Origin of the sequence: Oribacterium sp. oral taxon 102 (genome assembly GCF_013394775.1) — a bacterium.
GTDB lineage: Bacteria > Bacillota > Clostridia > Lachnospirales > Lachnospiraceae > Oribacterium.
Genome location: NZ_JABXYT010000001.1, coordinates 216,762 through 240,000, shown reverse-complemented (window position 1 = coordinate 240,000; position 23,239 = coordinate 216,762). Strand labels below are relative to the sequence as shown.

The 23,239-nt window shown below is 55.8% G+C and carries 21 protein-coding genes, 3 tRNA genes and 1 rRNA gene (1 of these 25 running past the window's edge); 24 read left to right on the top strand and 1 reads right to left on the bottom strand.

The features are described 5' to 3' along the window. The 20 genes from HW273_RS01025 to HW273_RS00930 all read left to right on the top strand — a co-directional run. Positions 1–907: ribosomal RNA gene (locus tag HW273_RS01025) — 23S ribosomal RNA — on the top strand; it begins 1,974 nt to the left of the window's first position. Between the two features lie 81 nt (positions 908–988). Beyond that, positions 989–1,061, top strand: a tRNA-Asn gene (locus tag HW273_RS01020). Positions 1,062–1,072: 11 nt separating this feature from the next. Then, positions 1,073–1,143 (top strand) — tRNA-Cys (locus HW273_RS01015). Between the two features lie 21 nt (positions 1,144–1,164). Next, positions 1,165–1,236 (top strand) — tRNA-Glu (locus HW273_RS01010). A 162-nt stretch (positions 1,237–1,398) separates the two neighbouring features. Beyond that, positions 1,399–2,391: a biotin--[acetyl-CoA-carboxylase] ligase gene (locus HW273_RS01005; protein ID WP_179009904.1), complete on the top strand. Its 993-nt coding sequence runs from the start codon at positions 1,399–1,401 to the stop codon at positions 2,389–2,391. A 94-nt stretch (positions 2,392–2,485) separates the two neighbouring features. Continuing rightward, positions 2,486–2,998 (top strand): hypothetical protein, encoded by a 513-nt coding sequence (locus HW273_RS01000; protein ID WP_179009902.1) that lies wholly within the window; start codon positions 2,486–2,488, stop codon positions 2,996–2,998. Between the two features lie 12 nt (positions 2,999–3,010). Further along, entirely contained in the window at positions 3,011–3,589 is a 579-nt protein-coding gene (locus HW273_RS00995; RefSeq protein ID WP_179009900.1) for a guanylate kinase, read from the top strand. Next, the gene (locus HW273_RS00990; RefSeq protein WP_179009898.1) at positions 3,561–4,415 is read left to right on the top strand and encodes a DNA polymerase III subunit delta' C-terminal domain-containing protein; all 855 of its coding nucleotides are present in this window, start codon (positions 3,561–3,563) and stop codon (positions 4,413–4,415) included. Before HW273_RS00995 ends, HW273_RS00990 begins: the two co-directional genes overlap by 29 nt. Before the next feature lie 12 nt (positions 4,416–4,427). Then, a complete protein-coding gene (locus HW273_RS00985) occupies positions 4,428–5,330 on the top strand; it encodes a PSP1 domain-containing protein (RefSeq protein ID WP_179009896.1) in 903 nt (300 codons plus the stop codon). After that, a complete protein-coding gene (locus HW273_RS00980; RefSeq protein WP_179009894.1) occupies positions 5,311–6,036 on the top strand; it encodes a tRNA1(Val) (adenine(37)-N6)-methyltransferase in 726 nt (241 codons plus the stop codon). The genes HW273_RS00985 and HW273_RS00980 overlap by 20 nt, the downstream gene beginning before the upstream one ends. Positions 6,037–6,431: 395 nt before the next feature. Further along, positions 6,432–7,445, top strand: coding sequence for a DUF2156 domain-containing protein (locus HW273_RS00975; RefSeq protein ID WP_179009892.1), 1,014 nt, complete (start codon positions 6,432–6,434; stop codon positions 7,443–7,445). Then, a complete protein-coding gene (locus tag HW273_RS00970; protein ID WP_179009890.1) occupies positions 7,426–8,157 on the top strand; it encodes a GNAT family N-acetyltransferase in 732 nt (243 codons plus the stop codon). Before HW273_RS00975 ends, HW273_RS00970 begins: the two co-directional genes overlap by 20 nt. Before the next feature lie 169 nt (positions 8,158–8,326). Continuing rightward, on the top strand, positions 8,327–8,662 hold the full coding sequence (rpsF, locus tag HW273_RS00965) for a 30S ribosomal protein S6 (protein ID WP_179009888.1): 336 nt from the start codon (positions 8,327–8,329) through the stop codon (positions 8,660–8,662). A 25-nt stretch (positions 8,663–8,687) separates the two neighbouring features. Then, positions 8,688–9,161, top strand: a complete 474-nt coding sequence (locus HW273_RS00960) for a single-stranded DNA-binding protein (protein ID WP_179009886.1) — start codon at positions 8,688–8,690, stop codon at positions 9,159–9,161. Positions 9,162–9,227: 66 nt separating this feature from the next. Further along, complete coding sequence (gene rpsR, locus HW273_RS00955; protein ID WP_179009884.1) at positions 9,228–9,494, top strand: 30S ribosomal protein S18; 267 nt, start codon at positions 9,228–9,230, stop codon at positions 9,492–9,494. Positions 9,495–9,629: 135 nt separating this feature from the next. Next, complete coding sequence (locus HW273_RS00950; protein ID WP_179009882.1) at positions 9,630–11,672, top strand: DHH family phosphoesterase; 2,043 nt, start codon at positions 9,630–9,632, stop codon at positions 11,670–11,672. After that, on the top strand, positions 11,672–12,121 hold the full coding sequence (gene rplI / locus HW273_RS00945) for a 50S ribosomal protein L9 (RefSeq protein ID WP_179009879.1): 450 nt from the start codon (positions 11,672–11,674) through the stop codon (positions 12,119–12,121). Before HW273_RS00950 ends, rplI begins: the two co-directional genes overlap by 1 nt. A gap of 51 nt (positions 12,122–12,172) precedes the next feature. Next, on the top strand, positions 12,173–13,522 hold the full coding sequence (dnaB, locus tag HW273_RS00940) for a replicative DNA helicase (protein ID WP_179009877.1): 1,350 nt from the start codon (positions 12,173–12,175) through the stop codon (positions 13,520–13,522). 219 nt (positions 13,523–13,741) lie between these two features. Next, positions 13,742–14,461 carry an adaptor protein MecA gene (locus HW273_RS00935; RefSeq protein ID WP_179009875.1) on the top strand — a complete coding sequence of 240 codons (720 nt, stop codon included), beginning with the start codon at positions 13,742–13,744 and terminating at the stop codon, positions 14,459–14,461. A 10-nt stretch (positions 14,462–14,471) separates the two neighbouring features. After that, a complete protein-coding gene (locus HW273_RS00930; protein ID WP_179009873.1) occupies positions 14,472–14,699 on the top strand; it encodes a DUF1858 domain-containing protein in 228 nt (75 codons plus the stop codon). Between the two features lie 393 nt (positions 14,700–15,092). Here the strand turns inward: HW273_RS00930 and HW273_RS00925 are convergent, their stop codons facing one another. Beyond that, positions 15,093–15,710: a TetR/AcrR family transcriptional regulator gene (locus HW273_RS00925; RefSeq protein ID WP_179009871.1), complete on the bottom strand. Its 618-nt coding sequence runs from the start codon at positions 15,708–15,710 to the stop codon at positions 15,093–15,095. A gap of 397 nt (positions 15,711–16,107) precedes the next feature. Between HW273_RS00925 and HW273_RS00920 the strand changes: the two genes are divergently transcribed. The 4 genes from HW273_RS00920 (at position 16,108) to HW273_RS00905 (ending at position 23,195) form a co-directional block, all read left to right on the top strand. Then, positions 16,108–18,312, top strand: a complete 2,205-nt coding sequence (locus tag HW273_RS00920; protein WP_179009869.1) for an efflux RND transporter permease subunit — start codon at positions 16,108–16,110, stop codon at positions 18,310–18,312. Further along, complete coding sequence (locus HW273_RS00915) at positions 18,309–20,765, top strand: hypothetical protein (protein ID WP_179009867.1); 2,457 nt, start codon at positions 18,309–18,311, stop codon at positions 20,763–20,765. The genes HW273_RS00920 and HW273_RS00915 overlap by 4 nt, the downstream gene beginning before the upstream one ends. A gap of 134 nt (positions 20,766–20,899) precedes the next feature. After that, positions 20,900–22,195 carry a hypothetical protein gene (locus tag HW273_RS00910; RefSeq protein WP_179009865.1) on the top strand — a complete coding sequence of 432 codons (1,296 nt, stop codon included), beginning with the start codon at positions 20,900–20,902 and terminating at the stop codon, positions 22,193–22,195. Between the two features lie 49 nt (positions 22,196–22,244). Next, positions 22,245–23,195 (top strand): L-lactate dehydrogenase, encoded by a 951-nt coding sequence (locus HW273_RS00905; protein ID WP_179009863.1) that lies wholly within the window; start codon positions 22,245–22,247, stop codon positions 23,193–23,195. Positions 23,196–23,239 lie beyond the last annotated feature (44 nt).

Here is a 23,239-nt window from a genome sequence, read left to right as displayed (position 1 = left end):
CTGTCTCAACAATGCACCCGGTGAAATTGAAGTGCCAGTGAAGATGCTGGTTACCCGCGCCAGGACGGAAAGACCCCATGGAGCTTTACTCCAGCTTGACACTGGGATTCGGTAGTGAATGCACAGGATAGGTGGGAGACTAAGAAGGAAGAACTTCGGTTTTTCCGGAGTCGCTGTTGGGATACCACCCTTTTGCTATTGGATTTCTAACCGGGAGCCGTGAACCGGCACCGGGACACTGTCAGGCGGGGAGTTTGACTGGGGCGGTCGCCTCCGAAAGGGTATCGGAGGCGCTCAAAGGTTCCCTCATAATGGTTGGAAACCATTAGAAGAGTGCAAAGGCAGAAGGGAGCCTGACTGCGAGGGTGACGGCCCGAGCAGAGTAGAAATACGGACTTAGTGATCCGGTGGTATGAAAGTGGGATTGCCATCGCTCAACGGATAAAAGCTACCCTGGGGATAACAGGCTGATCTCCCCCAAGAGTTCACATCGACGGGGAGGTTTGGCACCTCGATGTCGGCTCATCGCATCCTGGGGCTGAAGTCGGTCCCAAGGGTTGGGCTGTTCGCCCATTAAAGCGGTACGCGAGCTGGGTTCAGAACGTCGTGAGACAGTTCGGTCCCTATCCGGCGCGGGCGCAGGAGATTTGAGAGGAGCTGTCCTTAGTACGAGAGGACCGGGATGGACTGACCTCTGGTGGACCTGTTGGGAATCAATCCCATAGCAGGGTAGCCAAGTCGGGGAAGGATAAACGCTGAAGGCATCTAAGCGTGAAGCCTGCCTCAAGATGAGATCTCCCATCGAAAGAGTAAGACCCCTTAGAGAGAATGAGGTAGATAGGGCTGAGGTGTAAGTGCTGCAAAGCATTCAGCTGACAGTTACTAATAGGTCGAGGGCTTATCCAATGTGGAGATGTTTCGCTGGATACAGAATGTTGACAATCTAAATAACGAAAGGTATACTATTTCAGGCAGATATTTAAGTTATGCCTCTATAGCTCAGTCGGTAGAGCACGCGGCTGTTAACCGCGGTGTCGTTGGTTCGAGTCCATCTGGAGGCGTTTTTTTATAAGGCGACGTAGCCAAGTGGTAAGGCGTGGGTCTGCAACACCCTGATCACCGGTCCGAATCCGGTCGTCGCCTCTTTTTCTTTTCATAAATCAAGGCGCCATGGTCAAGCGGTTAAGACACCACCCTTTCACGGTGGTATCACGAGTTCGAATCTCGTTGGCGTCAGAGCAGGCATTCTTCGGCAGGAATTCTGAGTCATTATTTACGGCAGTACCGGCAAAATCCGGTCACTGCCGTTTTTCGTCGCACTTGTATAAAACCGTGATCTTTGTTAGTATAGGCATTTAGAAAGAATGTTCTATCGTATCTGAATGGAAGCGGGGAGATATGTCGGTAAAAACAGAGCTTATCAGGCTCTTTACAGAAAAAAAGGGGGAATATCTTTCGGGAGAGGAGCTCGCGGAGCGGCTCTCCTGTACGAGAGCCGCGGTCTGGAAGGCGGTGGAGCAGCTCCGGAAGGAGGGCTATGAGATCGCTGCGGCGCAGAACAGGGGGTATATGCTTTCGGAGAACAATGATCTTCTGTCGGCGGAGGAGCTCGGGAGCTATCTGGGAAGCGGGAAGCAGCTGCGGGTCTATCCGGAGATCAGCTCAACCAATGATGTCCTGAAGGGCTTCGCCGTATCGGAGGGAGCGCCAGCGGGGACGACCATACTCTCTGACCTTCAGACAGGCGGGAAGGGAAGGCTCGGACGGCGCTTTTTCTCCCCGAAGGGCTGCGGGCTCTATATGAGTATGCTGCTTCGGCCGGAGGGCTCCGTCACGGACAATCTGATCCTGACGGCGCAGTCCGCAGTCGCGGTTTACCGTGCAGTGAAGCGTGTCTGCGGGATAGAGCTTGGAATCAAGTGGGTGAATGATCTCTATCTTGACGGACGGAAGGTCTGCGGCATACTTTCGGAGGGACAGGCAAATTTTGAGACGGGCAAGCTGGATTTCGTGATTGTCGGAATCGGACTCAATGTATACGAGCCGGAGGAGGGGTATCCGGAGGAGCTTCAGGAGAAGGCGGGCTCGCTTCTCGGGAAGCGTTCCGCGGGAGCGCGGGTAAACCGCAATCTTCTCGCAGCAGAACTCATACGGGAATTTTATCGCCTTTCGCAGGAACAGGGGCTGGCGAAGGAGTACAGCGAGAAAAATATCGTCCCGGGGCACCGGGTGCGTATACTGGATCGAGGGACGGTGCGGGAAGCTGACGCCCTGCGGATCCTTCCGGATGGGCGGCTGGAGGTAATGGAAACGGATGGGACGAAGCAGGCGCTGGTGTACGGGGAGGTTTCGGTTCGCAGAGGATTTTTGCTAGATTCGTCCTGGATATAGAGATTTAGACCGTGAAGAAGCTTGGCGTTTCGCGGATGACCTGCCTGAACGTGCACGGCTTCTGGGATAGAGAGGGGTAAGGAGACAGGGAAAGATGGCGCAGTATAAGAGAAGAAACGGGAAGTATCGGAGGAAACGGCAGGAAGCGACGATCGTCGGAGATCTCTTCCGTATCCTCTTCGCGGTATCTATGCTGATCGTCGCGATACTCGCGGCATTTTTCGTTATGAAAAATGTGACGGGATTTTCGCTGCCGGATTTGAAGCAGACTCTGCAGACCGAGGCTGCGGATCCGCCGGTGACGATCCGGGTGGAGGAGACGACGGCAGCGCCGGTGAAGACGACGGCGGAAAGCACGCGGGCAGAGAGCTCGGGTACAGAGGAGAGCGGTACGGCGGCGTCTGTTACGGAGCCGAAAACGCAGGAGACGGCGACGGAGGTAGTATCGGCAGCGCATGACCCGCAGGAGACTACAGGGGGAGAGACACAGAAGGCAGAAAGCGGAAATGCCCGTTATGAGTCTCCCGTGACGGAGAGCGCAGAGAGCACACAGTCACTCGGGCCGGGCTTCGAGATCGATGAAAAGGGACCGGTAGGTGTAAATTAAGGGAAGGCAGCCATGATATACTATCTGATGGGAAAATCCGCCAGCGGAAAGGACACGGTATATAAGCGGCTTCGGGCGCGTTTTCCGGCATGGCAGGAGATCGTCCCCTATACGACGCGGCCGATCCGGGACGGAGAGACGGAGGGGGTGGAGTATCACTTCATTTCCGACGCGGAGATGGATCGTTATCTTCGGGAGGGACGGGTGATCGAGCTTCGAAGCTACGACACGGTTTACGGACGCTGGCGCTATGCCACGGTCGACGATGGGCAGATCTGTCATGCAAATGCGGGTCAGGATTATCTGATGATCGGAACGCTGGAGGGCTATGAGGGAATGCGCCGTCATTTCGGGCGGGAAGCAATCTATCCGATCTATATTGAAGTGCCATATGCGATCCGGGAGGAGCGGGCGATCTCACGGGAGCTCGGGCAGCACATTCCGAGGCTTCGGGAGATGCGCCGTCGTTTCGAGGCGGATGAAGCGGACTTTTCCGAGGAAAAGCTGGCGCGTGCCGGCATTGTGAAGAGATATAAGAACATAGAGCTGGAAAGTTGTATCGATGAAATCATTAAGGATACCGGAGCATAAAATCAATAACGCATATCTTTTGGTGGGGGAGGAGCTGCCGGTGCTGGAGGAAGCAGCGGCGGTCTTTGCCTCCTCCCTGCTTCTTCGAGGAACGGACGGAGACCGGCAGGAGAGTGCGCGTCTTCGGCTAAGGTCCGGCACACATCCGGATCTGCTTCGTATCACGCCGGACAAGCCGGAGGAGAATCCGCATATCATCAGCGTGGAAAATATCCGCCGCAGCGTGACGGAGACCGTCGGGATTCGGCCCTATGAGGCGGAATACAAGCTGTACCTCATCTCCGAGGCAGAGAAAATGAATGCGCAGGCGCAGAATGCGCTTCTGAAGACGCTGGAGGAACCGCCGGAATATGTCGTGATCGTATTGCTTTCGCGGAATGCGGAGGTATTTCTGCCGACGATTCTGAGCCGTGTGATCGAGCTTCGGGCGGCGGAGAGGGAGCCGCGGGAGCGTTTTCTCGAATTCTACCGCGAGGAGTGGGCGAAGGAGACCGTAGCGCTGCTCTCCGAGCTCCGCTTCCGCACGATGGGGGATATTCTGGACTTTATTAAGAGGAGGAATGAGGAAAAGACCGACACAACGGCGCTCTACTCCTTTATTGAAATTATTTTACGGGATGTGCTATGCTATAAAAGCGCCAGGAGAGAGAGCCTGCTTTACGGGCAGGAAATCCGGAAGGAGATTTCCGGACTGGCGCGGGAGCTCAGCTATGAGCGGCTGGGCGTGGCGACGGAGGAGCTTTCCAGAGCAATGCGGGGCATCGCGGTCAATGTGAACCGGGATCTGCAGCTGGAAAATCTGTTGATTCGGATGAAAGAGGCGTGAGCCGGAGGATATATGATCGTAATCGGAGTGAGATTCAGGACGGCGGGGAAGGTGTATTACTTTTCTCCGGGAGAGACCGTGTTCCGGAGAGGGGAGCATGCTATCGTAGAGACCTCAAGAGGCGTGGAGTACGGTCTGGTCGTGATGGGAAATCAGGAGGTCTCGGAGGAGAAGATCGTGCCGCCGCTCCGGACGGTGCTGCGGAAGGCGGGCGGAGAGGACGATAGGAGAAGCGAGGAAAATAAAGAAAAGGAGCGGGAGGCATACCGGATCTGCCAGAGCAAGATCCGGGAGCATAAGCTTGAGATGAAGCTGATCGACGTGGAGTATACCTTCGACCGCGGAAAGGTGCTTTTCTATTTCACGGCGGATGGAAGAGTGGACTTCCGTTCGCTCGTGAAGGATCTCGCCGCGATTTTTCGGACGCGGATAGAGCTTCGGCAGGTAGGCGTCCGGGATGAAACGAAGATGCTTGGCGGGCTGGGAATCTGTGGGCGGACGCTCTGCTGTCACAGCTACCTTTCCGAGTTCGCGCCCGTTTCCATCAAGATGGCGAAGGAGCAGGGGCTTTCTCTGAATCCCACGAACATTTCCGGCGTCTGCGGCAGACTGATGTGCTGTCTGAAGAATGAAGAGGAGGTCTATGAGTTCCTGAACTCGAAGCTGCCGAATATCGGAGATCTCGTGACGACGTCAGAGGGGCTCCGCGGCGAGGTATCCGCGGTATCTGTATTGAATCAGAAGGTGAAGGTCGTTGTCAGTCTGGAGAAGGAGGACGAGAAGGAGCTTCGCGAATACAAGGTGACGGAGCTTCGTTTCAAGCCGCGCAGGAGGAAGTCCGAGGCGGAAAATGGGGCGGGAGGCACAGAAAAGAAGAATCATTCCGGAGAGCGAAATGGCAGAAAGAATCGATGATCTGCAGTGCAGGGGATACAGGATCCTTCAGGACAGCGAGGGCTTTTGCTTCGGGATGGATGCGGTGCTCCTCGCGAATTTCGCAGCGGAGGCTGTCACAGCGGGACAGCGAACCCTGGATCTCGGCTGCGGCAATGGAATCATTCCGATCCTGCTCGCTGCGAAGACGGAAGCGGCAGAGCTCTATGGATTGGAGATACAGGCGAAGGCGGCAGCGCTGGCGCGCCGAAGCGTCGGGCTGAACGGGGAAACGGAGCGGATCCGCATTCTCCGCGGAGATCTCAGGGAGATCCGAAGCACGGGCCTTGGCGGTACGATGGATGTGGTGACAGCGAATCCGCCGTATATGCGAAGCGGGATCCGGAATCCCGACAGCGCGAAGCTGATCGCGCGGCATGAGGTTCTCTGCGACTTTCATGACGTTGCCTCCGCGGCGGCGTATGCGCTGAAAAGCGGCGGCAAATTCTTCCTCGTGCATCGTCCGCATCGACTGGCAGATGTTCTCTGTGAGCTCCGAAGCAGCAGGCTGGAGCCGAAGCGGATGCAGATGGTGCATCCGTATCGGGAGCGGGAGGCGAACCTTTTTGTGCTGGAAGCGGTCAAGGATGCAGGGCGTGAGCTTCGTGTGCTTCCGCCGCTGATCGTATATAGTGCGCCGAATATATATACGGCGGAGGCGCTGCGGCGTTACCGGATGGGGGTTTAGGAGGCATATCCTTTAAAGGATATTATCCGAATATAGAGAATATGCAGGGCTTTTACTCTGTGCTATAGTAGGGGCAGTTAAGAGACTCTTCGGAGCTCGAGACAGCCCCTTTTTTCTGTCGGTGCCTGACAACAGGAGTCCACAGTTCACCCCCAAAAAGCATCCGGAGACAGACGCCCTGAAACGGATACACGACGTCCTGTCGACGGAAATCTATGATAAAGAGAAAGGAGAGCGCCGGCAGGAGAAAGTGGCGGACTATCCTCGTTCGTGGTATAATGTAGCGGTTAGCGAAGCTTCCGGATTTCTGAGAGATAAGGTTAAAAGACAGCAAGACGCCACCGGATTTCTGCGCTATAGAAGAGAGAGGCAGATTGGACTGCGACGGAGGGAGCATGGAATTGCATTTTCACAGACCGAGGGCGGAGGAGGCGAGAGAGATCGCGCCGTACTATTCCCTTCGGGACAATAAAACCTGCGACAGCGGGGTGATCGACACTTATCTTTGGGGCGCGTATTACGATACGAAGGTTGCCGTAGCGGAGGGCAGGGCACTGCTTCTCCTGATGCGGAACGGGGAGGAATATTTTTCTGCGCTCCCATACTGCAGAGAGGAGGAGCTCGGGAAGTATTTCGGATTGCTGGAACGATACTTCAATGAGGAGCTGAGGAAGCCGCTGAAGATCTACCTCGCCGACGAGGAGGGGGTGGCGGCGCTGCGCCTCACGGAAAATTTGAGCTATCTCGTAAGGGAAGAGCAGGATTTCAGAGACTATATCTATGATGCGGAGCAGCTCCGCACGCTGCCGGGACGGAAATTTCACAAAAAGAAGAATCTCGTCAATAAATTCACGAAGGAATATGAGGGACGCTGGGAATACCGGAGCCTCTGCTGTCAGGACAAGCAGCTTGTGTGGGATTTTCTGGACCGCTGGTATCAGAACCGCTCACAGGAGGACCTGGAGAGCGGAGAGACGCTGGAGTTTGAAGTGAAGGGCATACATGAGATCCTGCAAAATTGCTTCCTGATCGAGCACCGGATCGGCGGGATCTTTCTGGACGGGAGACTGGAGGCGTTTTCTATCGGCTCTTATAATCCGAGAGAGGAAATGGCGTGCATTGCGATCGAGAAGGGGAATTCCGAGATTCCGGGGATCTACCAGATTATCAATCAGCAGTTCCTGCTCCATGAGTTTCCGGACGCGAGGCTGGTGAATCGGGAGGACGATATGGGACTTCCGGGGCTCCGGCGCGCGAAGGAGAGCTATAATCCCGTACTGTATGAGCGAAAATTCATGATATTACAGAAAAGCTTTGCGGGCTATGAGACAGAGCTGCAGGATGTATATGAGGCGAAGATCGCCGTACAGGATTCGGGAGAGGGCAGGAATGAAGAGCTGGGAGCTTAAGCGGCTCCGCACCCTGCCCGAGAAGCAGCGGAGCCGCGCACTGTATGAGCGAGTCTTCCCGGAGGATAGCAGCCGGTTTCTGGATTTCTACTATACGGAGCGCTGTAGGGACAACCAGATCCTCGCGATAGAGGCGGAGGATGAGCTTATCGCGATGCTTCACATCAATCCCTACACGCTTTGCGTGAGAGGGGAACGGGAGCTTAGGCGGCTGCCGCTTGCCTATCTCTATGCTGTGGCGACGGCAGAGGAGCACCGCGGACAGGGGCTCATGACTGCGCTTCTCACGGAGGCGTTCCGGCTGCTGCGGGAGCAGGGGACGGCGCTCAGCTTCCTGATCCCGGTGGACGAGCGGATTTATATTCCCTTCGGCTATGAGAGGGTCTGCGACTTCTGTACGTTCTCGGAGCTTCAGCGGCTGCCCGGCATCGCGGAGGACGGAGAAATGGAGCGGAATGAGGCGCTTTCGGAGTGCTTCGAGCTGTTTTGCGACAGAGACGCGCGCTATCGGGCGCTGATCTCCCGGGAACGGGAGATCGCCGCAGAGGAGGGCGGGGAAGCGGCGGGATTTCCGGGGAAGCCTGCCGTGATGATGAAGGTTCTGGACAGGGTGCTGCTCTGCCGGGAGCTTCGGCTCCCGCCGCTTCTCTCGGAGCATGCGCTGCTGCAATGGCTTCGGGAGCGGCGGATGCTGATTTCCGAGGATATATGAGAAATTGCGGCGAATTTGTTACCTATCGGCGCTGCCGAATCACATACTCTTTTAAAAGAGTGCAAAATGCTTGCAAAAACACAGCCTTTCTGCTATGATATTTGCCTGTATCACGAATTCCTTGCTTTCACGAAAAGTGGAGGCCAGAGACCAAAAGGAGGTAAAGCAAATGAACAAGTACGAATTATGCGTTGTTCTGAGTGCGAAGCTCGATGATGACGAGAGAGCAGCAGCCATTGAGAAGATTAAGGGATACATCACCCGCTACAATGGCACTGTGGGAGAGAACGTCGAAGAGTGGGGCAAGAAGAGGCTGGCATATGAGATCCAGCACATGAAGGAAGCCTACTACTACTTCATCCCGTTTACGGGAGACGCCAATACGCCGAACGAGCTCGAGAGTCAGGTTCGCATTATGGAGCCGGTCATCAGATATCTGGTTGTAAAGCCGGAGGCTGAGACGGAAATTGCCAAGGTTCCGGAGACAGCAGCAGAGGCTGAGTAATCGACAAGCGGAAAGCGAGTATCAAATGAACAGAGTTATCCTAATGGGTAGATTGGTAAGAGATCCTGAGATTCGATATTCACAGGGGGAGAACAGTCTGGCGATTGCGAGATATACGCTTGCAGTAGACCGGAGAGGCCGCAGAAACCAGCAGGGGGACAGCAATCAGCCGACCGCGGATTTCATCCGCTGCGTCGCCTTCGCACAGAGAGCGGAGTTCGCTGAGAAGTATATGCACCAGGGGATGAGAATGCTTGTGAGCGGCAGCATCCAGACGGGAAGCTATCAGAACAAGGACGGGCAGACTGTATATACCACGGATATCATTGTGGATGATCAGGAATTCGCGGATAGCAAGGGACAGGGCGGCGGAAACAGCGGAAGCACCGGCAGCGGTTCCTTCGGTAATTCCGGCTTCACAGGAGGCGGAAGCTCTATCGGCGATGGTTTTATGAATATACCTGACGGGGTAGAGGACGAGGGGCTTCCTTTCAACTAACCTGTTAGAAAAGAAGGTTCCTCAATATTTGAGCAGGACAGCCTGCAAACTATAAGGAGGAAAACCATGGCATTTCAGAAGTCAGACAGATCTGCAAGACCGAGGAGAGCGGCTGGCGGATTCCGCAGCAGAAAGAAGGTTTGCGTATTCTGCAGCGAGAAGGCGAAGCCGATCGATTATAAGGATATTGCAACCCTGAGAAAGTATATCTCCGAGAGAGGCAAGATTCTCCCGAGAAGAATTACCGGTACCTGTGCGACACATCAGAGAGCGATCACGGTAGCGGTAAAGCGCGCAAGACATGTAGCGCTTCTCCCGTATCAGGTAGACTGATCGAGGCAGGAAAACAGAAGAGATCCACAAACGGGATGACTGCGGGAAATCGCGGACGTCCCGTCTTTTCGTCGTATCTAAATTATGGTATCATAGACTGCATATCCGATCGTTCAGTCTGGTAATGGAGAGACTATGAAAAAATCAAGAAAACCCGGAAGCCTGATAGACAGCTACTTCATGTGGCCGCTGGGCTTCATCGTACTGATGATTCCGGCGCTGCTGATGGTGGAGCTGATTTCCGTACGTGCGGGAATTGTCCTGCTTTTCTTCTATATGCTCTATAGCATACTCGCGCTCTGGCTGTATCTGTCCCGCAGAAAGCAGCTGCTTGCGGGACTGCTGGACTTCGCGGCATCGGCGAACGAGGTGCAGGCGGAGCTCTTCCGTGAGATGCCCTTTGCCTATGCGATCGTCTCCGACAACGGCACGGTGCTCTGGCAGAACCGCGCCTTCCGGGAGATCGCGGCGGGAGACCGGTCGCAGAGCGGGAATCTCCTCTCTATGTTCCCGAATATCAAGAAGGAAATGCTGCGGGAGGACGGTGCGATTCTGGAGATCCATTCTTCTTTTCAGGACAGGAAATATTGCATCGATCTGCAAAGGACGCATATTGTGGCGGGACAGGAGGAATTCCCGACGCTGATCGACCCGGAGACGAAGGTTGTGGCGGTGTATCTCAGGGACGAGACGGAGGAGATCCGGCTTAACTTAGAGCTTGAGGCGGAGCATATTGTCTGCGGGTTGATTTATATCGACAATTATGAGGAGGTGCTGGACGAGATCGAGGAGGTGCGGCAGTCTCTCCTGACTGCGCTGGTAGACCGTAAGATTAACCGCTATGTTTCCTCGGTGAACGGACTGACGAAGAAGATCGAGAAGGACAAGTATTTCTTCGTACTGAAGCAGCAGTATCTGCAGAAGCTGCTGGACGATCGCTTCTCGATATTGGATGAGGTCCGGCAGGTTAACATCGGCAATGAAATAGCGGTCACATTGAGCATCGGGATCGGCTACGGTGCGAGGGAGTATATTCAGAATTACGATTACGCCAGAAATTCCATTGATATGGCGCTGGGGCGTGGCGGGGATCAGGCGATCATCAAGTCGCCGGATAAGTTTACCTACTTCGGCGGGAAGTCACAGAGCACCGAGCGCGTCACGCGGGTGAAGGCGCGGGTGAAGGCGCAGGCCTTCCAGGAGCTTCTGGAAAGCAAGGATAAGGTGCTGATCATGGGGCACGCGAACGGGGATATGGACTGTCTCGGCGCCTCGGTCGGCGTGTACCGGATCGTGACGAATCTCGGGAAGCGCGCCTATATTGTACAGAACAGGGTTACACCGCCGATCCTCCCACTGAAGGAGCGCTTTTTGAACAATGATGATTATCCGAGGGATATGTTTATCAGCGGCGCGGAGGCAAAGGACAAGGTCGACAGCAATACAGTACTCGTCATCGTGGACTGCAACCGTCCGTCGATACTGGATGAGGCGGAGCTTCTGAGGCTGTGCAGAACCATCGTGGTTTTCGATCATCACAGGCAGAGCTCCGAGACGATACAGGGGGCGATGCTGAGCTACTGCGAGCCGTATGCCTCTTCCGCGTCGGAGATGATCACGGAGATGATGCAGTATATCGGCGATGGCATCAAGGTGCGCCCGATGGAGGCGGACTGCCTCTACGGCGGCATCGTCATTGACACGCAGGAGTTCACGAATCAGACCGGAGTCCGTACCTTCGAGGCAGCTGCCTATCTCCGGAGGTGCGGCGCGGATATTACGAGGATACGGAAGAATTTCCGAGAGAAGATCGGAGACTATCAGGCGAAGGCGGTCGCCATCAGTGAGGCGGAGATCTACCGCGAGGCATATGCTTTCTCCACCCTGTCCAGCAAGGGGCTGGAGAGTCCCACGGTGCTCTGCGCGCAGACCGCGAACGAGCTTCTGAATATCCGTGGCATCAAGGCGAGCATTGTGCTCACGAAATACAATGAGACGATCTATGTATCCGCACGTTCCATCGATGAGATGAACGTGCAGGTGCTGATGGAGAAGCTGGGAGGCGGCGGACATCGTACGATCGCGGGCGCGCAGCTCCGGGAGGGTACGATCGAAGAGGCAATCCTGAGCGTAAAGGAGGCAATCGACCAGATGATTGCGGAAGGAGAGGTGTCATAATGAAGGTTATTTTACAGAAGGATGTGAAGTCGCTCGGTAAGAGGGGGGAAATCGTGGAGGTCAATGACGGCTACGCGAGAAACTTTATTCTCCCTTCCGGGACGGGTGTTCCGGCGGATGCGAAGAATCTGAATACGCTGAAGCTGCAGAATCAGAATGCGGAGAAAATCGCTGCGGAGAAGCTCGCGGAGGCGCAGGCTGTGAAGGAGAAGCTTGAGAAGGAGAAGCTGATATTCCGGATGAAGGCGGGCAAGGACGGCAGGGCGTTCGGTTCGATCTCGACGAAGGAGGTGCACGACGAGCTGAAGAAGCAGACGGGCATCGATGTGGATAAAAAGAAATTCGAGACGGATGTTCCGATGCGGAACTTCGGCGGCTATGACGTGCGGGTGAAGCTGCATAAGGATGTGACCGCGATTCTTCACGTCAGCGTACAACCATTGGCATAGGGGCCCGGAGATTCCCCGGGAGAGGAATTCGTCCCGAGGAGGGGAGAGCAGATGGCAGAACTAGACGAAAATATCATCAAGCGTGTGATCCCGCATTCGCAGGAGGCGGAGCAGAGTGTGATCGGTTCGATGCTGCGGGACAGGGACGCCGTCATTACCGCGACAGAGCTCCTGCGCGACGGGGATTTCTACCAGAGGCAGTACGCGATCCTGTTCGAAGCGATGCGGGAGCTCTTCAATGAGGCGAAGCCGGTCGATATCGTCACTCTGCAGGATAAGCTGAAATCCAAGAAGGACGTCCCCGCTGAGCTGACCGGCACGGACTTTCTGAAGGAGATCATGCTTTCTGTCGCGACAAGCGCGAATATCCGGAGCTACTGCAATATCGTGAAGGAAAAGGCGGTGCTCCGCGCGCTGATTCATACCAATGAAGACATCGCGAGCATGTGCTATAGTGCGACGGAGGATGTCGAGACGATTCTCGCCCAGACGGAGAAAAAGATCTTCGATCTGCTGCAGAGAAGGAATACCCGGGAGTTCACGCCGATTGAGGATGTGGCGATGAATGTGCTTCACAATATCGAGAGGGCTTCCCGGCAGAAGGATCCGATCACAGGCGTTCCGACGGGCTTTCTGGATCTGGATTACCGCACCGCGGGGCTGCAGAAGTCGGATCTGATCCTGATCGCCGCCCGTCCGTCCATGGGCAAGACCGCCTTCGTGCTGAATATTCTCGACTATGTCGGGGTGCGGAGGAATATGCCGGCGATGGTATTTTCCCTCGAGATGTCAAAGGAGCAGCTCGTCAACCGCATGCTCTCTCTGGAGACGCTGATCGACGCGGACAAGCTTCGGAAGGGAACACTGACGGACGAGGACTGGGGGACGTTGATCGAAGGGATCGACAAGATCTCCGGTGCAAATATCATTATCGACGATACGCCGGGCATCTCGGTCGCGGAGCTCCGCTCGAAGTGCCGGAAGGTAAAGCTCGAAAAGGGGCTGTCTCTCGTGATGATCGATTATCTCCAGCTGATGACCGGCTCCGGCGGCAAGGGCTCGGAGAACCGTCAGCAGGAAATCTCCGAGATCTCGAGATCTCTGAAGGCGCTCGCCAGAGAGATGGACTGCCCGGTGATCGCGCTTTCGCAGCTCTCCCGTGCCTGTGAGCAGCGTCCGGATCACCGCCCGATGCTTTCGGATCTCCGGGAGTCCGGCGCGATCGAGCAGGACGCAGATATCGTGATGTTCCTGTACCGCGATGACTATTACAATAAGGATACGGAGCATCCGAACGAGGCGGAGGTCATCATCGCGAAGCAGCGGAACGGGCCGATCGGAACGGTGACGCTTCTCTGGCAGCCGCAGTATACCCGCTTCGTCAATGCGGAGCATTCCTGAGGAGAGATCAAAGCCGCGTGGCTCCCCCGATCTTTGATCGGGGGCAGAAAAGAAGCAATCGCAAGCGATTGCCTTGAATCGCTCAAAGCCGCGTGGCTCCCCCGATCTTTGATCGGGGGCAGATCTGAAATATTTATAAATTTCTGAGACAAGTGTTTGCAAAATCGGGATTTTCGGGGTATAAGTATAGGAAACATGATAGAGCAGGGAGGGGGAGCCATGAAAATAGAAAGAATCGATGACAACTCCATTAGATGTACATTGAGCAGTCTGGATCTGTCGTCCAGAAATATGAATATACGGGATATGACCTATGGCTCCGCGGCGGCGCGCAAGCTTTTCAGTGAGATGATGCAGAAGGCACAGGCAGAGGTCGGCTTCGAGCCGGACAGCACGCCGCTGATGATCGAGGCGATCCCGCTGCAGGGCGGCGCGGTGCAGCTGATTATCTCGAAGGTGGACGATCCGGAGGAGCTGGATACCCGCTTTTCGAAGTTTACACAGGAGCTGATAGGACAGAGCGGACTCCTGAACCAGCTCGCGAATCAGATTCTGGAGGGAGCGCAGGGGCTGCTCCAGCAGATCAAGACGGAGAAGCCGGCGACGGTCGAGGAGCCTGCCGGGCAGCAGGAGGAAACGCCTGCGGAGGAGCTTCGGATCTTCATGTTTCCGGAGCTGGACAGGGTCTGCGAGGCGGCACGTGCGCTCAATGGTGTTTATAAGGGGAGCAATACTCTGTATAAGGATACAGTGGGACAGCGCTACTATCTCGTGCTGCATACAGACGGCGCGGATCGGGAGTCTCTGACCAGAGCTGCTAATCTGCTCGCGGAATACGGGCAGAAGGTGAACGGGAACGAGCTGAATGAGGCGTACTATCAGGAGCATTACGAGCGTATCGCAGGAGACAGCGCGGTACAGAGGCTGAGAAAGCTGTAAGGAGGTCGATATGACAGAGGTAAAGAAGGACATGAAGATCGGAGATATCCTCCAGATCAACGAGCTGATCGCGCCGTTTCTGATGCAGAACGGCATGGGCTGTGTGTACTGCCCGTCTTCCATCGGGGAGTCTCTGGAGGAGGCGTGCATGGTTCATGGCATTGATGTGGATGCTCTGACGGAGGATCTTAATGATGTGATCCGCGAATATGAGGAGGCGCACGGACTCGGCGAGTGAACAGAGCTTCTTCCTTTTTATTTTATGAGAGACCTTCAGGCCTATTGCCCGGAGGTCTCTTTTGCTTTTCAACGGAAAGCCTGCTGTTGGAATGCAGATGAGGTTAGTCTAATAAAACTTTTTTCGAAAAAATCAAAAAAAGCGTTGACAGCCGGAAATACAGATGATATAGTATGGTCATCGGTTAGAAATAACTAACCGCTACGAATACAAGGAATCCTGAACCTTGCTTCGTAGTCCCGAGAGGGTACGCGTCCTCCTGAAAATGGCGGAGGGGAAACCCGAAGCTGAACCATAAACGTGTGCATCTCGGAAATCTCCTGAAATAAATAGACTCAACTTAAGTGTGGCAAAGGACCGGTTCTCCCCGGTTCTTTTGCTTTGGAGAAATCTTCAATACGGCAGGCTGCGGTCGAGGAACTGCCCGGTGATCTCGGCGAGCTCGATCGGGCTCTCCTGCATACCGTCCCGGAACCAGTATTGCAGCAGACTGATGCAGCCGCCGACGATGAAGGCGAAGTAGGCGTCGAAATGCTCCAGCTTCCGTTTACGGATGAGACTGCCCCAGTCGCGGAGGAAACGATCCCGCAGCAGGAGCTGCAGGTTGTTCAGGAATTTGATATCGCCGTTTTCCCCGACCAGGATCCGAACCAGATCGACATTGTCGAGACAGATTTGATAGATCTCCTGAAAGAGAGGAATGAAATTTTCGTTGTAAATGATATTGTCATGGGAATATTTCGCGACGGCATCCCGCAGCAGGCAGATCAGCTCGTCCTCAGACTGCTCCATGAGATCGAAGACATCCTTATAATGAAGATAGAAGGTGCCGCGGTTCACGTCCGCGAGCTCTGTCAGCTCTTTCACGGAAATGTCCTTCAGCTTCTTTTTCTTCATCAGCTCTGTAAGGCTGTGCTTCAGAGCGGCAGTGGTCTTTCGAATGCGCCGATCCGTCGTCGCAGTGCGGACGGCGGCACGGCCGCCGTCCTTGGAATCATTTTGCTTCGTCATAGTTGTCCCCCCAAATCTCTGTGGCGTTCCGCTGTCTGCCTGCCCTTTCTGTATCAAAATCAGAAATTTAATGATATCAGGGGCAGAAGCCTAAGCCTGTGGCAGGCTTGCTTTCCGGCGGGGGAAAGGTTCCATAACCTGCCCCTGCATTCCGGAAGCGCAATACGCGGCGTAATCCAGATAGCAGCTTTCGCTTCCGATGTCATTAAATAAACAAAAGCAAACAAACTGTTCAAAAACAATCACCGTGACGCAAATTGATTATTGCGCCATATAAATCCTTTTTCTATAATGTGTACGATATCGCAGAAATGAACAGTTGTCAATTAGTAGAAACAAGTTCATAAAAGAACGCATATCAATGAATTCTGAAACGAAGTGCGGTGAGGGAGAAGGAATGAAGCTGTTTGAGAGGGTTGCGGATTTTATTGTAAAGCATAATAAGGGGATCCGGGATATTGCACTGGTGCTGGTGGTTTTCAACGCGATCTGCTTCTTCTTTGTCGGGGTCAATTACGATCTCACCTCCTACCTGCCGGACACGGTGGAGTCCAAGATCGCGATTAACAAGATGAAGGAGGTATTCGGTTACCCGGGGACGGGCAGGCTGATGCTCAAGGATGTCACGATCTATGAGGCGAAGCAGTATAAGAATGAGATCGAGAAGCTGGACGGCGTAGATCAGGTTGTGTGGATGGATACGACGACGCAGATCTACGGCTCCTCCGAGTTTATCGACTACGACAGCATCTCGGACTACTACAAGGACGGCGACGCCGTCATGGACATCACCTTTCAGGAGGGGGATACCAGCAAGCTGACCCAGAAGGCGATCCGAAGGATCGAGAAGCTGGTCGGCGAGAGGGGGGATCTCGTCGGAATGGCACCGACGAATAAGTTCGTCGAGGAGAATGTGAAGCGGGAAATGAATATGATCATGGCAGTGGCAGTCGTGCTGATCTTCATTATCCTCCTGTTCACGACGACCTCCTGGTTCGAGCCGGTGCTCTTCCTGGCGGTCATAGGCTGTGCGATCGTACTGAATAAGGGAAGCAATATCTTTCTCGGGACGATCTCCTACATTACCAATAACATTTCGGATGTCCTGCAGCTCGCGACCTCCATGGACTATTCGGTATTTCTGCTTCATGCCTATGAGCGGGAGAGGGAGAAGGGACTCGGTAAGGAGGAGGCGCTCAGGACAGGACTCACCAGTACGTTGACGACGATTCTCGCCTCCTCTCTCACGACCTTTTTTGGCTTTATTGTCCTCGTGTTCATGCGCTTTGAAATGGGCTTCGACATGGGCATTGTCATGTCGAAGGGTATCGTCTGCTCCCTCCTGATGGTGATCTTCCTGATGCCGTCGCTGCTCCTGAGCTGGTCGGATCGGATCGACAAGTACCGGCACCGTCCGTTCCTGCCGAACTTCCATAAATTCGGCGAGAAGGTTGTGAAGGTAAGCCCGATCCTGCTGGCGGTTTCGATCGTGCTGGCGGGACCGATCTATGTCGCGCAGGGAATGAACAATTTCCTTTACGGAACGGATGCCTCCGGCGCGGGTCCGGGAACCCGGATTTACAATGAGACGCAGGAAATCAATGAGCGGTTCGGCCGCTCCAATCTGCTCGTGGCGATTCTCCCGAATACGGATGTCGGCAAGGAGAAGGAGCTGGTAGAGGAGCTGAAGGAGAAGGACTATGTGAAGAAGGTCATGGGGATGTCCGCCTATCTTCCGGACGGCGTATCGGAGGAGATCCTGCCGCCGTCCATCGCTGAGCTTTTCCATAAGGACGGCTACGCGAGGCTGCTGATCTATATCAAGACGAAGTCGGAGAGTCCGGCGGCGTACAGGTACACGGCAGAGGTCACGGAGCTGATTCGCAGCTATTACCCGGAGGACTCCTACATCACCGGCAATACTCCGGTGACAGAGGATATGGAGACGATCCTGATTCCGGACTACAATATGGTCAACGCGCTGGCGATGATAAGCATCTTCCTCGTCGTCGCGATTTCATTTCACTCGCCGATCATGCCTGTGGCAGCGATGGTGCCGATCATGATGGCGATTTACCTCAATATGGCGTTCCCGTATATTTCCGGCAGCACGTTGATCTTCATTGCCTATGCCGTCGTGTCCTGCGTACAGCTCGGCTCGACCATCGACTACGCGATCTCCTGCACGGAGAACTACCTGCAGATTCGCTCGCGGGAGAAGGACAAGCGGAGCGCGGCAGTCGAAATGGTAGAGATTTCCTTCCCGTCGATCCTGACCTCCGGGACGATCCTGGTGGTCTGCGGCTATGCGATCAGCCTGCTGTCCTCGATCCCGTCGATCAGTGAGGTGGGGCGTCTGGTCGGGCGAGGCGCGATCCTGTCGATGATCTTCGTCGTCGGACTGATGCCGGTGCTCCTGCAGCTCGTTGATCCGTTGATTACGACGCCCGCGTCCGTGAAGCGTGCCCGACGCCGGGCGGCGATCAAGGAGGCGGCAATGCTGGCGAGAGAGCATCGGCGGAGAGGCAGAGCGAAGCTTCGGGAGGTGCTGCTGTTTGCATCCGGAGCCTATCAGAGAGAAGAGAGCAGAGGGGAAAAATGATGAAAAATTTTCGGACGAATTCAAAAATGAAAAGGGGCGTGAGTCTTGCTGCCGCATCGGTCTTCCTCCTGACGGAGCTGCTAAGCCCGATGACGGCAGCCGCTGCGCCGGCAAAGGCATCCGTAGAGGAAACGATGTATCTGAATCTGGACTACTACGGACAGGTTTCGAAGGCGAATGTCGTGAAGGGCATCAGCTTCAACTCGCTCCCGAGCTATACCGACTACGGAAACTATACCGATATCATCAATATGTCTACGGAGCAGAAGCCGGTGAAAAACGGAGACAGTGTGACGTGGGAAGCACCGAAAAATGGCGGGAAGTTCTTCTTTCAGGGGACGCTCGAGCCGGAGCGGGCAGTCATGCCGTGGCACTTTGATGTGAGCTATAAGCTGAACGGCGTCGAGACCAATGCGGAGGACATCGCAGGCGCTTCAGGACTGGTAGAGATGGATATCGACGCGTTCCCGAACCGTTCTGCCTCGAAGTATATGCAGGACAATTTCATGCTGATCGTGGCGGTGCCGATCGACAGCAACAAGGTCTACTCCGTGGATGCGCCGGGCTCGCAGATGGCGACGCTGGGGCAGTACAGCGGCGTCATGTTCATGGGGCTGCCGGGCAAGGAGGAGCATTTCGTCATCCGAATGGGGACGGACAGCTTCGAGACAGTCGGCGCGGTCATGATGATGTCACCGGGCACCGTGGGAGATCTCTCGGATCTGAAGGATCTGAAGGACCTGAAGGACAAGTTCCGGAACAATACCAATACCATGCTGGACAGCGTAGAGGCGCTGATGGACAATGTGACGGACATGTCGGAGCAGCTGGAGCTCAACAATCAGATGCTGCGGGAGCTTCGGAGCGGAAAGGATAAGATCAGCTCTGCGAAGGATTCGATTTTCGCCGGAAACGACGTCCTGATCTCCGACCTCCGGGAGCTTTCGGGAGAGCTCGGACCGCTGGACGAGTCTCTCCGCACCACGCAGTGGATGATCTATGACCTGAATAAGGATCTGAACGGGATGGATCAGGATATCCTCGATATGAGTGCGAAGATGCGGACGCTCAGTACGAGGCTGAAGGCGCTGGGAAATTCCATGGGCGGCGTCGATAATCTGACGGCGCAGGAGCTCGCCGGGGAGCTCGCAGCGGTACAGCCGGGGCTTGCGAAGCTGCAGAACGGCGTCCGGCGCGGACAGAGCGCTGCCGGGGAGCTGAATACCATATTTAAGAGCGGGGCAGTACAGCAGAGCGTCGATCGGTCACTCGCCAGCGCCTCCGAGATCGTGACGCAGGCAGCGGTAGACAATGCGAACTACGAGGAGGAGTACCTGCCGGAGGCAGTGATTGAGGCGGTAAATCTGGGATTACGGCAGCAGCTCGCCGCAGCAGGGAAGCATTCTCTCGCAGAGCTGAGCGCGGCGGAGATGGATGCGATGCTCGGCGATACGCTGACAGGGCAGGTGGCGGGACTGCTTGCCGTATATGATGGGATGGCAGCCGTGCCCGGCACCGGAAAGATCGAGAGAGATGCGCTGATCGCTGCGGCGGAGGCTGCGGCTGCGGGCGGCACGCCGGTTCCGGGGAAGTATCAGAACCTCGCCGGGCGCTATGTCGGCAGACTCAGGTCGCTTTCTGCGCTCAAACGTTCCTCGGAGACGCTGCGGCAGAGCGGCACGGCTGCGGCAGCGCCGATCGCCGACAGGCTTTCCGAGCTCAGCGGCTCTCTTTCGGAGATCGGCGCAGGACTCTCCGACCTGCTTGGCTCCGGCGCGGGGGAGGCGCTTCTCAGGCAGCTCTCTGCTGTTTCTTCCGACATCCGGAAAATCTCCGAGGACGGCGCGGCGGTATCCTTTCAGACTGCCCGTTTTCTGAACAGCACGAGAGCGCTTGCGGGGGATATGGATACGCTGATCAGCACGCTGGATGAATACTATCCGGATGTGCAGAAGCTCGTCGACAATACGGATGCGCTGGTACAGACCCTGCAGAAGTCCTCCAATGATCTGGCAGGCACGTTGAAGATCGTGAACGATACCGCGCGCGCTGCCTCGGATAATCTGGATCACGCTGCGGAGGCAGGGCTGGATGCGGGGGAGCTCGCAGTCGGGAATGCCGGTAAGATGATCGAGAATACCAGGAATCTGAAGGATGCGGGGGCGGATCTCCGGAAATCCATCAATGACGAGCTGGATGAAAAGGAAGCGGAGAACAATTTCCTGAATATGGACCCGGATGCGGTGAAGCTTTCCTTCACGAGTGAAAAGAACGAGGAGCCGAGCTCTCTTGCCATTGTCGCGCGTACAGAGGAGATCTCTGTGGAGGATGACGCGGCGGAGCTGCAGGATGCGGAGGACGCAGAGGCGAAGACGACGCCGCTGCATCGGATCGCACAGGTATTTGTAAGGATTTGGCAGCTTTTGAGCGGGCTTTTCCATAGAGAGGATTGAGGCGGCATTCCGGCAGCGTCAGAGCTCCGGAGAGGCGAAGCCGCGAGGGAAGACACTCGCTGCAGCATCGTGCCTGCGGCTCCGGATGTCTTAGTGGAGCGGCTGCGGCATTTGGCGGAAAAGAGGAGAATGGAATGAGAAAAACAGGGGCGAGGACAGCGGTGATGGCAGGGCTTTTTTCGGTGTTGTTGTCCGCGACGGCACTTGCGAATATCAGGAGTCTGGAGATCAATGCGGACATGGACAGTATTGCTTCAATGGCGGCGCCCGCCGGTACTGCGTTCCTTCCGACCTTCGAGATCGAGGATGAGGACGCAGTCATGCTGGATACGAGCTGGGACAGCGTGGATGCACTGAACCGGCAGAATCCGACGATTCCCTACACACTTCGATTCCGGATCAGGGCGGAGCAGGATGTACTGGACGACGATCTCCGGATCCGGGGCAGGGGCTTCCGCGCGAGCTATGTAGATCTCGTCTCGGCGGACAATACCGAGGCGCGGGGGAGGCTTCTGGTTTATCCCTTCTATCAGCTCGTCGCGCCGACGGGACTTACGCTCGATCCGGGGCAGGGGCGGCTCTCTTGGAGCGCCGGGGATGACTATGCCGGTGCCTACGAGCTGGTGCTGTGCTACACGAAGAAAAACGGCGAGCTCGCGACGCTGCATCGGAGAACGAAGAACAAGGAATACAATGTCGGGACGTGGCTGAACGAGTCTGCCGACCATACACTCGCTGCGGCAGTCCGGGCGCTCCCGACCGAGGAAATCGGCTATGAGCGGGCGGCGCTGGATACGAAGAGCGGGACAGCCGGCTGGACCGCATATGACGGTGCGGAGAGCTACCGTATGCTGGTGAAATGGACAGATCAGAACGGCAGAGAACAGAAGCATGAGGAGACGGTGAAGGGAACGAGCCGGGACGTGAGCAGTTATGTCCGGCAGGATCGGAATCACAGCCCGAAGGTTTTGGTGCGCGCCGTACCGAAGCAGAATGACGCGAAATATTACAATATCGCGGTCAGCGACTGGGCGCGGCTGGGCAGCGCGGACACCTCTGATTATGAGATCGACGATGTCTGGGAGCTGCTTGCCGATTATCAGGGCGTGACGGAGGGGGCATTCGCCTCTCTGTCCCGGAATGCGGGCGGCAGTCCGAATGACGGTGGCGGCAGCTGGCAGCGGGAGGGCTATCGCTTCCGCTACCTCATGAACGGCACGGCGTACAATGGCGGCTGGAAGAAGCTGGGAGGGAGCTGGTACTACTTCGATGCCGACGGCTTCATGCATACAGGCTGGCTCACGCTCGACGGCAGGCGCTACTATTTCTCGGAGGAGATCGGTGCAAAGAACGGGAGCATGCTCACCGGAGAGCAGAGCATCAAGGGACAGAGCTATCGCTTCTCGCAGAGCGGAGAGCTGATAGAGTAAGGAGATATGGGACGTATACAATGGCGGCGTCCGCCGGAAAGGAGTAGGCATGAAAGAGGTAAACAATCGGAAGGCAGCGGTCATCGGACTCGGCTTCGTGGGCTCCAGCTCAGCATTCGCGCTGATGCAGAGCGGGCTCTTCTCAGAGCTGGTGCTGATCGACGCTATGCCGGGCAAGGCAGAGGGAGAGGCACTGGATATCAGCCATGGGCTGCCGTTCGCACAGCCGATGAAGATCTATGCAGGCAGCTATGATGATATCGCCGACGCGGCGGTTATCATCGTGACCGCGGGCGCGGCGCAGAAGCCGGGGGAAACCCGGCTCGATCTCGTGAAGAAGAATGTGGGCATTTTCCGCTCCATTATGCCGGAGATCCGGAAGCGGGATATCAGCGGCATTCTCCTCGTCGTGGCGAATCCGGTAGACATCCTGACCTATGCTGCACAGAGGCTGACAGGGCTTCCGGAGAACCGCGTATTCGGCTCCGGCACCGTACTGGATACCGCCCGCCTGAAATATCTTCTGGGAGAGCATCTCTCGGTGGATAACCGCTCCGTACATGCCTTCGTGATCGGAGAGCATGGGGACAGCGAGATCGCGGCATGGAGCAGCGCGAACGTCTCTGGTATTCCGCTCAATGATTTCTGCGAGCTCCGCGGTTATCACGATCATCAGGCATCCATGGAGCGGATACTCTGCACGGTGAAAAACAGCGCCTATGAAATCATTGAGAAGAAGAAAGCGACCTATTACGGGGTAGCAATGGCGGTGAAGCGGATTTGCGAGGCGATTGTGCGGGATGAAAAGTCGATTCTGCCGGTTTCCACGATACAGCACGGCAGCTATGGCATCGACGGCGTCGCGCTGAGTCTGCCCGCCATCGTCGGACAGCACGGCGTCGAGCGCGCTGTCCCGATCCGTTTGAGCGAAACAGAGCAGGCGGCGCTGCGCGGCTCCGCGGAGACGCTTCGGGAGGTTCTTCGGCAGGTAGAGCTGTAGGTGCCCTCGCAGCCGCGCAGCATTGTTTCGGCGCCCCTGCTTTG

What these genes read in the sequence shown, in the direction of transcription:
- HW273_RS00930 (WP_179009873.1), top strand. Translation starts at nt 14,472, where the DNA reads ATGACAGAGGTAAAGAAGGACATGAAGATCGGAGATATCCTCCAGATC.
- HW273_RS00975 (WP_179009892.1), top strand. Translation starts at nt 6,432, where the DNA reads ATGGAATTGCATTTTCACAGACCGAGGGCGGAGGAGGCGAGAGAGATC.
- rpsR (WP_179009884.1), top strand. Translation starts at nt 9,228, where the DNA reads ATGGCATTTCAGAAGTCAGACAGATCTGCAAGACCGAGGAGAGCGGCT.
- HW273_RS00990 (WP_179009898.1), top strand. Translation starts at nt 3,561, where the DNA reads ATGAAATCATTAAGGATACCGGAGCATAAAATCAATAACGCATATCTT.
- HW273_RS00920 (WP_179009869.1), top strand. Translation starts at nt 16,108, where the DNA reads ATGAAGCTGTTTGAGAGGGTTGCGGATTTTATTGTAAAGCATAATAAG.
- HW273_RS00915 (WP_179009867.1), top strand. Translation starts at nt 18,309, where the DNA reads ATGATGAAAAATTTTCGGACGAATTCAAAAATGAAAAGGGGCGTGAGT.
- rpsF (WP_179009888.1), top strand. Translation starts at nt 8,327, where the DNA reads ATGAACAAGTACGAATTATGCGTTGTTCTGAGTGCGAAGCTCGATGAT.
- HW273_RS00960 (WP_179009886.1), top strand. Translation starts at nt 8,688, where the DNA reads ATGAACAGAGTTATCCTAATGGGTAGATTGGTAAGAGATCCTGAGATT.
- HW273_RS00905 (WP_179009863.1), top strand. Translation starts at nt 22,245, where the DNA reads ATGAAAGAGGTAAACAATCGGAAGGCAGCGGTCATCGGACTCGGCTTC.
- rplI (WP_179009879.1), top strand. Translation starts at nt 11,672, where the DNA reads ATGAAGGTTATTTTACAGAAGGATGTGAAGTCGCTCGGTAAGAGGGGG.
- HW273_RS00935 (WP_179009875.1), top strand. Translation starts at nt 13,742, where the DNA reads ATGAAAATAGAAAGAATCGATGACAACTCCATTAGATGTACATTGAGC.
- HW273_RS00985 (WP_179009896.1), top strand. Translation starts at nt 4,428, where the DNA reads ATGATCGTAATCGGAGTGAGATTCAGGACGGCGGGGAAGGTGTATTAC.
- HW273_RS01000 (WP_179009902.1), top strand. Translation starts at nt 2,486, where the DNA reads ATGGCGCAGTATAAGAGAAGAAACGGGAAGTATCGGAGGAAACGGCAG.
- HW273_RS00950 (WP_179009882.1), top strand. Translation starts at nt 9,630, where the DNA reads ATGAAAAAATCAAGAAAACCCGGAAGCCTGATAGACAGCTACTTCATG.
- HW273_RS00980 (WP_179009894.1), top strand. Translation starts at nt 5,311, where the DNA reads ATGGCAGAAAGAATCGATGATCTGCAGTGCAGGGGATACAGGATCCTT.
- HW273_RS00925 (WP_179009871.1), bottom strand. Translation starts at nt 15,710, where the DNA reads ATGACGAAGCAAAATGATTCCAAGGACGGCGGCCGTGCCGCCGTCCGC.
- HW273_RS01005 (WP_179009904.1), top strand. Translation starts at nt 1,399, where the DNA reads ATGTCGGTAAAAACAGAGCTTATCAGGCTCTTTACAGAAAAAAAGGGG.
- HW273_RS00970 (WP_179009890.1), top strand. Translation starts at nt 7,426, where the DNA reads ATGAAGAGCTGGGAGCTTAAGCGGCTCCGCACCCTGCCCGAGAAGCAG.
- HW273_RS00910 (WP_179009865.1), top strand. Translation starts at nt 20,900, where the DNA reads ATGAGAAAAACAGGGGCGAGGACAGCGGTGATGGCAGGGCTTTTTTCG.
- dnaB (WP_179009877.1), top strand. Translation starts at nt 12,173, where the DNA reads ATGGCAGAACTAGACGAAAATATCATCAAGCGTGTGATCCCGCATTCG.
- HW273_RS00995 (WP_179009900.1), top strand. Translation starts at nt 3,011, where the DNA reads ATGATATACTATCTGATGGGAAAATCCGCCAGCGGAAAGGACACGGTA.